Source organism: Arthrobacter terricola (genome assembly GCF_004354015.1).
GTDB classification, from domain to species: Bacteria; Actinomycetota; Actinomycetes; order Actinomycetales; family Micrococcaceae; genus Arthrobacter; species Arthrobacter terricola.
On record NZ_SMRU01000003.1, the window covers coordinates 248,739 to 259,538 of the forward strand.

Genomic DNA, 10,800 nt, shown 5'->3' on the forward strand with positions numbered 1-10,800 from the left:
GCATTGATTCAAAGAAACCAAGCAACAACAAAGGAGCACTCTCGTGACTGAGCGCATTGTTCTGGCCTACTCCGGTGGCCTTGATACATCCGTAGCCATCGGCTGGATCGGTGAAGCCACCGGTGCCGAGGTCATCGCGGTGGCCGTCGACGTCGGACAGGGCGGCGAGTCGCTGGAGACCATTCGCCAGCGTGCCCTCGGCTGCGGCGCCGTCGAGGCCTATGTAGCCGACGCCCGCGACGAGTTCGCGAACGAATACGCCATGCCGACGCTGAAGGCCAACGCCCTCTACCAAGGGCACTACCCGCTCGTCTCGGCCATTTCCCGCCCGGTCATCGTCAAGCACCTCGTCAAGGCAGCCCGCGAGTTCGGCGCCACCACCGTCGCCCACGGCTGCACGGGCAAGGGTAACGACCAGGTGCGTTTCGAAGTGGGCATCCAGACCCTCGGCCCGGACCTGAAGTGCATCGCACCCGTCCGTGACCTCGCCCTGACCCGCGACAAGGCCATCGCCTTCGCCGAAGAAAAGGGATTGCCGATCGAGACCACCAAGAAGAACCCCTACTCGATCGACCAGAACGTCTGGGGACGCGCCGTCGAAACCGGCTACCTCGAAGACATCTGGAACGCTCCCACCAAGGACATCTACGACTACACCGCCACTCCGGAATTCCCGCCGGCACCGGATGAAGTGACCATCACCTTCGAAGCCGGTGTCCCGGTGGCAATCGACGGCGTCAAGCACACGCCGTTGCAGATCATCCAGGAAATGAACCGCCGCGCAGGCGCTCAGGGCGTTGGCCGGATCGACGTCGTCGAGGACCGCCTGGTGGGCATCAAGTCCCGCGAGATCTACGAAGCTCCGGGTGCCATGGCCCTCATCACTGCCCACAAGCACCTCGAAGACGTCACCATCGAGCGTGAGCAGGCACGCTTCAAGGCGACGGTCGGCCAGCGTTGGTCTGAACTGGTCTACGACGGCCAGTGGTTCTCCCCGCTCAAGCGCTCTCTGGACGCTTTCATCGAGGACACCCAGAAGTATGTTTCCGGCGACATCCGCATGGTCCTCCACGGTGGCCAGGCGATCGTCAACGGCCGCCGCTCCGAGACCTCCCTCTACGACTTCGACCTCGCGACCTACGACACCGGCGACACCTTCGACCAGTCGATGGCACGTGGCTTCATCGAACTGTGGGGCATGTCCTCCAAGGTTGCCTCCGGCCGCGACCTGCGGGTGCAGGGCAAATGACGTCCGTGGGCCCACGGACGCCGGGGTCCCCGGCCGAGCGGAGCGAGGTTGGGGAGCGTTCGGGGACCAATGAAGGTGCGCTTTGGGGCGGCCGCTTCGCCGGCGGCCCCGCAGATGCCCTCGCCGCGCTGAGCAAGTCGACCCACTTCGACTGGCGGCTGGCCCGGTACGACATCGCTGGCTCCAAGGCGCATGCCCGCGTGCTGCACAAAGCCGGACTGCTGGACGACGCCGAGTTGGAAGGCATGCTCGCAGCCCTCACCCAGTTGGATGAGGACGTCGCGAGCGGCGCCTACCAGCCCGCCGAGAGCGACGAGGATGTCCACGGTTCCTTGGAACGCGGCCTCATCGAGCGTGCGGGCTCCCATTTAGGCGGCAAGCTGCGGGCGGGCCGTTCCCGCAACGACCAGGTGGCGACCCTGGGGCGCATGTTCCTGCGTGACCACGCCCGGATCATCGCCCGAGGCGTGCTCGCTACGGTGGACGCACTCGTCGAACAGGCAAAGGCGCACCACGGTGTTGCCATGCCTGGCCGCACCCACCTGCAGCACGCACAGCCGGTGTTGCTGAGCCACCATTTGCTCGCGCATGCCTGGGCTTTGTTGCGTGATGTGCAGCGCCTCCAGGACTGGGACAAGCGTGCCGGTGTGTCGCCGTACGGTTCCGGCGCTCTTGCAGGTTCGTCGCTTGGCTTGGATCCCGAGGCCGTTGCCGCTGACCTGGGCTTCTACTCCGCGGTGCACAACTCGATCGATGGAACGGCGTCGAGGGACGTCTTCGCCGAGTTCGCTTGGGTGTGCTCGATGATCGGAGTGGACTTGTCCCGGGTTTCCGAGGAGGTCATTTTGTGGGCCACCAAGGAGTTCTCCTTCGTAACGCTCCACGATTCCTACTCCACGGGCTCCTCGATCATGCCGCAGAAGAAGAACCCGGACGTTGCCGAGCTCGCCCGTGGCAAGGCGGGTCGCCTGATAGGCAACCTGTCCGGGCTCCTCGCGACGCTCAAGGGCCTGCCCTTGGCGTACAACCGCGACCTGCAGGAGGACAAGGAACCGGTGTTCGACGCCGCGGACACCCTCGAACTGCTCCTGCCGGCGGTTTCCGGAATGATCGCGACCCTCACGTTCAACACAGAGCGGATGGAGTCGCTGGCACCCCAGGGATTCGCCCTCGCAACGGACATCGCCGAGTGGCTCGTCCGCCAAGGCGTGCCGTTCCGTGAAGCGCACGAGCTTTCCGGTGCCGCGGTGAAGCTGGCTGAGGGTCGCGGTGTAGAGCTCTGGGACCTGACGGACGAGGAATATGCGGGCATCTCGGAACACCTGACCCCGGAGGTCCGTACCGTGTTGAGCACCGAAGGTTCGCTCAACAGCCGGAATTCCCAGGGCGGAACCGCACCGGCCGCCGTCGAACGCCAACTGGCCGCGCTCGAAGCCGAACTGGAAGGCGTCCGCGGGTACGCCGCCTGACGGGTGGAGCCCCCTGCTGAAACGGGTTGGCATTCCGCGGCATTGCCGCGGAATGCCAACCCGTTTTGCTTTTCCTGGTTAAGGAGCGTTAACTCTGTCGGCTACTATGGCGCTATGACTGAGATCACTACTTCAGCGCTTCTTGCCGAGCTTCACCAGGCAGCCGGCATCGTCACAGGCGTTGTCGCCAAAATCGACGACGCCGGCGTCAAAGCCCCCTCTGAACTTCCGGGCTGGACGCGCGGCCATGTCCTGGCGCATATCGCGGGAATCGCCAACGCCATGGCCCGCCAGCTTGAATACGCTGCCCGTGGTGAGACCATCGAGCTGTACGACGGCGGCTATGAGGGCCGCACGAAGGCAATCGAACTGGCTGCCGGACACACTGCCGCTGAACACCAGGCCGAAGTAGGGGAGGCCGTCGCCCGGGCGCTTGCCGCCTTCGACGGTTTGCCGGATTCCGGCTGGGCGACCCGGATCACCTATCGTGACGGGACAGTGCTCGACGGCGGCCTGGCGCTGTGGCGCGAACTGGTCATCCATGCCACGGATCTTGGAATGGGCCGCGGCCCGGAAACCTGGAGCCGGACCTTCTGCGAGCACCTTTTCGACTTCCTCTCGGCCAGGGTTCCGGCAGAGCAGAAATTCGTCCTCCAACCCCTCGCGCTGCCGCAGTTGGTCATTGGTTCCGGACGTGAGTCAGTCTCCATCACCGGCATGATCACGGACATCGCCGCGTGGCTTGCAGGGCGGACGCCTACCCTGGGAAGCTTGCGGGCTGTTGCCGCCGCGGACGGCGTTGACTTGCCCTCGCTCCTGCCGTGGCCGTCGGGCGTCCCGGCGAAGTAGGGCCCATGCGTTTGGCGGCGGCTTGAGCCGCTGCCGAGCGCCACAAGTGCATCGTCGCGTAGGAGCGCCACGGACTCACGTTCCCGAAATCGGCAGGCAGTCCCTCAACTGCTTCGAGGCGCTTGAGGCCGTTGCGCACTGCCGCGTCATTGGCCAGGAAGATATCGGGGTCCCCGAGGACGCGCATCGCCACGTAGCCCACCGTCCAAGGCCCGACGCCGGGTAGCGGCAGAAGTTTGTCGGCCAGCGTTCCGCGGTCGTCGCCATAGTCGAAATCGAGTTCTCCGCCGGCCATGGCGCCCGCGGCTGCGAGGACGGAATCCGTCCGGCGCCGCGGACCGCGCAGCAATCCGGCACCCGAGCGGGCGATTTCCTCCGCAGTCGGGAACAAACGGTCCAGGCCCAAAGTGGTGGCCGGGTGCCCCTCCGGGAGGCGGGTCCCGGCGTCGGACAATTGACTCAAGGCCGTGCGGGCCGCGGCGACCGTGATCTGCTGTCCGATCATCGCCCGCACCAGCAATTCCTGCGGGTCCACGGCGCCGGGCACCCTGATGCCGGGGATCTCGCGCACTGACCCGCCGATCCGGGCGTCCAAGGCGAGCGTCTCGTCGACGGCCACGGGATCGGCGTCGAGATCGAACAACCGCCGCACGCGGCTCAGCAGGACCGGCAGGTCGTGAAGGTCGAGGGCGCCGACGGCAAGGGTCAGCGTCCCGCCGTCGTACTCTACGGTGAACACCGCGTCGCCGTGGGGGAGCCGGAGGGTCCTGCTGTAGCTGTCCACACCGGCAATCTCGATGCCCGGAATCGCGCGGGCCGCCAGGAAATCGAAAATTCCCCGGTCGAACGGCTCCCGGTACGGGAGGTTCAGCGTCAATGAGGTGGCGTGGGAAGCTCCGCGTTGACGGGCGGACGCCGCAGTGGCCCGCAACGCCGTCGGAGTCAGTGCGAAGACCTCGCTGATGGTGTCGTTGAACTGGCGGATGCTGTTGAACCCGGCCGCGAACGCTACGTCGGAAAGCTTGATGGCGGTTGAAACCAAGAGGGACCTGGCGGTCTGGGCCCGGCTTGCCCGCGCCAACGACAAGGGCCCGGCGCCAAGTTCGTGATGCAGGATCCTGTTCAATTGCCGGGACGAGTAACCCAGCTTGTTGGCCAGTCCTTCCACGCCGAAGCGGGACAGGGCGCCGTCGTTGATCAACCGCATGGCCCGGCCGGCGACGTCCGAGCGCATGTTCCACGCCGGAGTGCCCGGCACCGCCTCGGGGAGGCACCGTTTACACGCACGATAACCGGCTTCGTGGGCCGCAGCCGACGTTTCGTAGAAAGTCACGTTCTCGGGTTTGGGCGTCCGGGCCGGGCAGGACGGCCGGCAATAGATCCCGGTCGATCGGACGGCTGTGTAGAACTGACCGTCGAAACGCGGATCGCGCGCATCGATCGCCCGGTAACGTTGCCAAAAGTCCATGGCTTCATCCTCGCACCCGCGCCTTGCCGTATCTAGCGGAAATCGGACACGACCGATCCCAGGGCTGCGGCGGCCAGTTTGGGGCGGTTTGCTATCGTCTGGGCATGACTTCGCACGATGCCGGCCCCGATGCCATCCGTGCCGTCCTTTCCGGGGATCCGCGGGATGTCGCCCCGCATCTCTTGGGCGCAGTACTCAGCCATCATTCGCCTGAAGGCACCGTCGCCATCCGGGTCACGGAGGTGGAGGCGTACCTTGGCCCGCGCGATTCCGCCCAACCCGACCCCGGATCACACACGTACGGCGGCCGGACTGCCCGGAATGCTCCGATGTTCGGTCCGGCCGGCCACCTATATGTCTATTTCACCTACGGGATGCACTACTGCTCGAACATCGTCTGCGGTCCCGACGGCGTCGCGTCCGGACTGCTGCTTCGCGCAGGGGAGGTGGTGGCCGGGTATGCCCTCGCGCAATCCCGCCGCCCGGCGTCGAGGTCCAGGACCGACCTCGCGAGCGGACCTGCCCGGCTCGCCTCCGCGCTTGGACTGACGACGGCGGACAGCGGCCGGGACGCGCTCGCAGAGCCGTTCAGGCTCGAACTTCCATCCGCTCCGGCAGCGGAGTCGGCCGTGGCCAACGGTCCCCGGGTCGGGGTAGCCGGAGAGGGGGGTTCGGACAGCTACCCTTGGCGGTATTGGCTCGCCGGAGACCCGACCGTTTCCCGCTACAAGGCGGCTCGCAGCCGCGCTGTCTAGGGCGCAACTGGAGCTCAGGCCGCCTGCTCCGTCTGTGTCGGTTCCGCGACGTAGGCACAGTGGTTGTCCTGGACCTCGAACGGAGCAAGGCGAGCCAACAGGGACTCGCGTGCATGTGGCCATTCGTCCTGCAGGATGGAGAAAACGGCCGTGTCGCATCGGCTTCCGTCAGGGGCGAAGCGGTGTCCCCGCAGGGTGCCCTCGTAGCTAGCCCCCAAGCGTTGGATGGCGGAGGCACTCCGCTTGTTCCGGGCGTCGCAACGGAATCCGACCCGATGGACGGCCAGGACATCGAAAGCGTAAGCCAGCAACAGTTGTTTCGCCGCCGGGTTCACGTGGCTGCCCCAAAAGGGCCGGCCATAGAACGTTCCGCCGATTTCCAGGCGTTGCTGGCGGGGACTGTAGTCGCAAAGGGAAGAGGTGCCCAAGAGCGCGCCCGTCCGCTGCTCGACGACGGCGAACGGAATCATCGCCGGATCTTCGAGGCGGGAAGCGAAGAGTTCGGCCAGTTCGGCAGCGCTCAGAGGCTGCTCTGCGGCCATGCCGGACCACATGTCGGAGTCCACGAAATCGAAGAGTGGTCCGGCATGTGCGGGGGAGAGGGGGACGAGGCTGATGCCGTGTCGCGTAAGGGCAACGTCGTGCTGCATTGCAGCATTGAAGCACCGCCGGACGTGCCCGGGAATGCTCCGGAGGTTAGCGCCGGGTGAACATTGCGTGACGCACCGGGGCGGGGGCAGTTTCACGCGCGTCAAGCAAAACCGCTGTAGAATGGACGGTCCGTCTTTTTCGATAGGGGAACGTTTCGATGCACGACGCTGATTTGCTCCACGAACGCGAGTACGTGGCCGGTCTCTATGCCCGCCTGGATGAATTGCGGGAAGAGAAGCGGGAGCAACTGGCGCAAGTCCGGCGTGCCGGCGCCGTGGGCACCATGCAAAACGTTTCCGAACGGGACGCCTTCGCCGCACTGTACGAGGACCGCCTCGCCCAGCTCGACGCCGTCGACGACCGGCTCGTGTTCGGCCGCCTCGACCTCGACTCCGGCGAGGCGCAATACATTGGCCGCATCGGATTGTCCACGACGGACCTGCAGCGCCTCATGGTCGACTGGCGTGCGCCGGAAGCCGGCCACTTCTACCAGGCGACCGCTTTCGACCGGCAAGGCGTCCGCCGCCGTCGCCATCTGATCCTGCAGGGCCGCGACGTCAAGGCGATCGAAGACGACGTCCTGGACGCGAGCATGCTCACGGACAGCGACTCCCTCCAGGGCGAGGGCGCGCTTTTGGCTGCCCTCAATTCCAAGCGCACGGGCCGGATGTCGGATATCGTCGGCACCATCCAGTCCGAACAGGACCGCATCATCCGCTCGTCCATCTCGGGTGCCCTCGTGGTCCAGGGTGGTCCCGGTACCGGCAAGACCGCCGTCGCTCTTCACCGGGCGGCCTACCTCCTTTACACCCACCGTGACCGTTTGAAGTCCGCAGGCGTCCTGCTCGTGGGACCGTCGTCGTCGTTCATGAACTACATCGAGCGCGTCCTGCCGTCCCTCGGCGAAACCGGAGTGGTCATGGCAAGCCTCGGCAGGCTCATGCCCGGTATCCACGCGGTTCCCGAGGCCGATCCGGACGTGGCGGCGCTCAAGGGCAAGCTGGACATGGCCGAGGTCGTCGCCAACGCCGTCGCCAACAGGCAGCGCACTCCCGCGAAGGACAGCATCCTCGAAGTCGATTCCCGCAAATTGACCCTGACGGTCCGGCAAGTGCGCCGGGCCCGGGACAAGGCACGGGCCACGGGCAAACCGCACAACGAGGCCCGCGTGACGTTCGTGAAGATCCTGCTGCGGGAGCTCACCGAACAATTGACGGAGATCGTCGAGGCATCGAACATCGGCAACAACGCCGACCGGTCCTACCTCGCCGAGGACGTACGCTCAGCCCGCGACGTCAGGATCATGCTGAACCTTTGCTGGATGCCGATGACTCCGGAAAAACTTGTCTCGGAGCTGTTCAGCAAGCCCGCCATTTTAGAGGCCTGCACTCCGCACCTCACTCCGGAGCAGCGTGCCCTGTTGCTGCGGCCGGCGGATGCTCCTTGGACCGAGGCCGATGTTCCGCTGCTCGACGAAGCCGCCGAGTTGCTTGGCGAACTGGATCCGGCGGCGGGCCGCGGCCTCGCGCAGCAGGAACACGACCGTGCGCGCGACCTCGCCAACGCCAAGCAGACCTTAGCCAACATGGAGGCCATGGGCGTCGACGTCCTGATGACGGCCGAAGAACTGGCCGAGCAGAACCAGGAGCGCGAGGCCAGGCTGACGGCCGCCGAACGTGCCACGAGCGACCGTTCGTGGGCCTTCGGGCACATCGTCGTGGACGAGGCCCAGGAACTGTCGCCCATGCAGTGGCGGCTCCTGGTCCGGCGCTGCCCCCTGAAGTCCTTCACGATCGTCGGGGATATCGCCCAGACGAGTTCCTCGGCCGGTGCGAATTCGTGGCAAAGTGCCTTGGCGCCGTCGTTCGGGGACCGTTGGCAGCTCGAAGAACTCACCGTGAACTACCGGACGCCTTCGCAGATCGCCGAAGCCGCTGTCCGCATGGCGAACCGCGCAGGCCTGGTCGTTTCGGCACCCAAGGCGGTGCGGGAAGGCAAGTGGGCGCCCATCGTAGACCGGGTCGATCCGGACGGGATCGTGGACCGGCTCGTGGCCGTCCTTCCGGACGAACTGGAAGCGCTCGACGGCGGCCTCCTCGCGGTGATCGCCGACGGAGGCTTGCTCCCGCGGGCAGCCTCGGCACTCCGGGGAATCTACGGACACCGCGTCGGCTCCGGAGCCGGCAGCTATTCGCAAGACATTGTGGTCATCAGCCCGAGGGAAGCCAAGGGGCTCGAGTTCGATGGCGTCGTTGTCCTGGAACCGGCGGCGATGCTGAACCACGAACACGCCAAGGTGGGCGACCTCTACGTTGCCATGACCCGTCCGACGCAGCGTTTGCGACTCATTGCCGCCGCGCCGCTGCCCGCGGGGATTGAACGCTAAGGAAGCGATTGGAATCCTGCTAACTTAGAACTCGTGTCACACGTAAATAACCTCGAGTCCCAGCACAACGACCCGGGCTTCGCCAATATTTGGCAAGAGCTCAAATGGCGCGGCCTGATCCACGTTTCCACCGATGAAACGGAATTGGAAAAGCTGCTCGCAGGGGACCCGATCACTTATTACTGTGGCTTCGACCCCACCGCTCCGTCGCTGCACCTCGGCAACCTCGTCCAGCTGTTGCTTATGCGCCGACTCCAGCTCGCCGGCCACAAACCACTCGGCCTCGTAGGCGGCTCCACCGGGTTGATCGGCGATCCGCGTCCGACGGCGGAGCGCACTTTGAACACGAAGGACACAGTTTCCGAGTGGGTCGGCTACCTGCAGGCGCAGGTTCGCCGCTTCCTCAGCTTCGAGGGCGGGAATTCCGCGCGCATGGTGAACAACCTGGACTGGACGGCGCCCTTGAGCGCCATCGATTTCTTGCGCGAAATCGGCAAGCACTTCCGTGTTGGCACCATGCTGCGCAAGGATGCCGTCGCTTCGCGCCTTAGCTCCGACGAAGGCATCTCGTACACGGAGTTCAGCTACCAGATCCTGCAGGGCATGGACTACCTCCAGCTCTACCGCGATTACGAATGCGTGCTGCAGACCGGTGGATCGGACCAGTGGGGCAACCTGACCAGCGGTACCGAGCTCATCCGCAAAGTGGACGGCAAGAGCGTTCACGCCTTGGGCACCCCGCTCATCACCAATTCGGACGGCACGAAGTTCGGCAAGAGCGAAGGCAACGCCATCTGGCTCGACGCCCACATGTGCAGCCCGTACACGTTCTACCAGTTCTGGCTCAATACGGCAGATGCCGACGTCGTTGATCGCCTGAAGGTCTTCACCTTCCTTGGCCGTGCGGAGATCGAGGAGATCGCAGTCGCTGTGGCTGAGCGCCCGTTTGCACGGGAAGGTCAGCGTCGCCTTGCCTTCGAAGTCACGTCCCTGGTGCATGGGGTCGAAGCGACGGAGAAAGTCATCGCAGCCTCGGCCGCACTGTTCGGTAACGGCGATCTCACCGTCCTTGACGAGATGACCCTTGCATCCGCAACCGCGGAATTGCCGTCAGCCTCTGTTGGCACCGACGGTCTTGGCATAGTCGACCTCCTGGTCGCGTCCGGTTTGTCCGACAGCAAATCCGCAGCCCGACGCACCGTGGGGGAGGGCGGCGCCTACGTGAACAACAACAAGGTGACCGATCCAGACGCCGTGGTTGACAAGGCTGAGTTGCTTCACGGCAAGTACCTGTTGCTGCGTCGTGGCAAGAAGAATCTGGCAACTGTCGAAGTCACCAACTGACGGGCTCAGCTCCTTCCTGAAATCTCCCTGCACGCTCTTCCAGGATCGACTTGCGCGGTCCCGGAGGAGCGTGTATTGTTTTCTGAGTCGCCGCCGCTGATGCGGAAAAAGTGCGGCAAATCCCAACGAGATTCAATTGATCCGATTCCGGCAAAGTTCGGAAAGCGGAGTTTTTGAAGACTCTTGGGGACATTCGATTCATCAAGGTGAATTCGGGAAGAAAACCTGGATTTGCAAAGTGAATATGAATGAAATAAAGTAGGAATATCGCAGCGAAGAAATGCGAAACAGGAAATTCAGTCTTGAATTTGTTTCGACGAGTATTCGAATTGTGTCTGTTGTTTGAGAACTCAATAGTGTGCCAAGTTTGTTGATACCGATTGTTTTTTGATTGGTTGATTTGCTGGGCTGCTGCGCACCCCCGTGTGTGGTGGTCTGGTTTTTTGGCTGGTTTCAGATTTTTGCGATGCTTTGGTGGTCTTTTTCCGGCTGCCGGGTGTTGTTTTCGTTTTTTGTTTTTGACGGAGAGTTTGATCCTGGCTCAGGATGAACGCTGGCGGCGTGCTTAACACATGCAAGTCGAACGATGAGACGGTGCTTGCACCGTGGATTAGTGGCGAACGGGTGAG

The 10,800-nt window shown here is 64.3% G+C and carries 8 protein-coding genes and 1 rRNA gene; 7 read left to right on the top strand and 2 right to left on the bottom strand.

Annotated features, from left to right (window positions below; translation table 11 throughout):
• The first annotated feature begins 43 nt into the window (after positions 1 to 43).
• The 3 genes from E1809_RS04140 to E1809_RS04150 all read left to right on the top strand — a co-directional run bounded on the left by E1809_RS04140 (position 44) and on the right by E1809_RS04150 (position 3,567).
• On the top strand, positions 44 to 1,249 hold the full coding sequence (locus tag E1809_RS04140) for an argininosuccinate synthase (protein ID WP_133202959.1): 1,206 nt from the start codon (positions 44 to 46) through the stop codon (positions 1,247 to 1,249).
• The gene (argH, locus tag E1809_RS04145) at positions 1,246 to 2,718 is read left to right on the top strand and encodes an argininosuccinate lyase (RefSeq protein ID WP_133202960.1); all 1,473 of its coding nucleotides are present in this window, start codon (positions 1,246 to 1,248) and stop codon (positions 2,716 to 2,718) included. Before E1809_RS04140 ends, argH begins: the two co-directional genes overlap by 4 nt.
• Positions 2,719 to 2,832: 114 nt before the next feature.
• Positions 2,833 to 3,567: a maleylpyruvate isomerase family mycothiol-dependent enzyme gene (locus tag E1809_RS04150; protein WP_133202961.1), complete on the top strand. Its 735-nt coding sequence runs from the start codon at positions 2,833 to 2,835 to the stop codon at positions 3,565 to 3,567.
• Here E1809_RS04150 and E1809_RS04155 read toward each other — a convergent pair.
• Positions 3,476 to 5,035: an AlkA N-terminal domain-containing protein gene (locus E1809_RS04155; protein WP_133202962.1), complete on the bottom strand. Its 1,560-nt coding sequence runs from the start codon at positions 5,033 to 5,035 to the stop codon at positions 3,476 to 3,478. The genes E1809_RS04150 and E1809_RS04155 overlap by 92 nt on opposite strands.
• A gap of 104 nt (positions 5,036 to 5,139) precedes the next feature.
• Here E1809_RS04155 and E1809_RS04160 point away from each other — a divergent pair, with 104 nt between their 5' ends.
• The gene (locus E1809_RS04160; protein ID WP_133202963.1) at positions 5,140 to 5,790 is read left to right on the top strand and encodes a DNA-3-methyladenine glycosylase; all 651 of its coding nucleotides are present in this window, start codon (positions 5,140 to 5,142) and stop codon (positions 5,788 to 5,790) included.
• A 14-nt stretch (positions 5,791 to 5,804) separates the two neighbouring features.
• Here E1809_RS04160 and E1809_RS04165 read toward each other — a convergent pair whose 3' ends face one another.
• The gene (locus E1809_RS04165) at positions 5,805 to 6,440 is read right to left on the bottom strand and encodes a GNAT family N-acetyltransferase (RefSeq protein ID WP_133202964.1); all 636 of its coding nucleotides are present in this window, start codon (positions 6,438 to 6,440) and stop codon (positions 5,805 to 5,807) included.
• 158 nt (positions 6,441 to 6,598) lie between these two features.
• Between E1809_RS04165 and E1809_RS04170 the strand changes: the two genes are divergently transcribed.
• The 3 genes from E1809_RS04170 to E1809_RS04180 all read left to right on the top strand — a co-directional run.
• Positions 6,599 to 8,827, top strand: coding sequence for a HelD family protein (locus tag E1809_RS04170; RefSeq protein ID WP_133202965.1), 2,229 nt, complete (start codon positions 6,599 to 6,601; stop codon positions 8,825 to 8,827).
• A gap of 33 nt (positions 8,828 to 8,860) precedes the next feature.
• A complete protein-coding gene (gene tyrS, locus E1809_RS04175; protein WP_133202966.1) occupies positions 8,861 to 10,171 on the top strand; it encodes a tyrosine--tRNA ligase in 1,311 nt (436 codons plus the stop codon).
• 518 nt (positions 10,172 to 10,689) lie between these two features.
• Positions 10,690 to 10,800: ribosomal RNA gene (locus tag E1809_RS04180) — 16S ribosomal RNA — on the top strand; the annotation flags it as partial.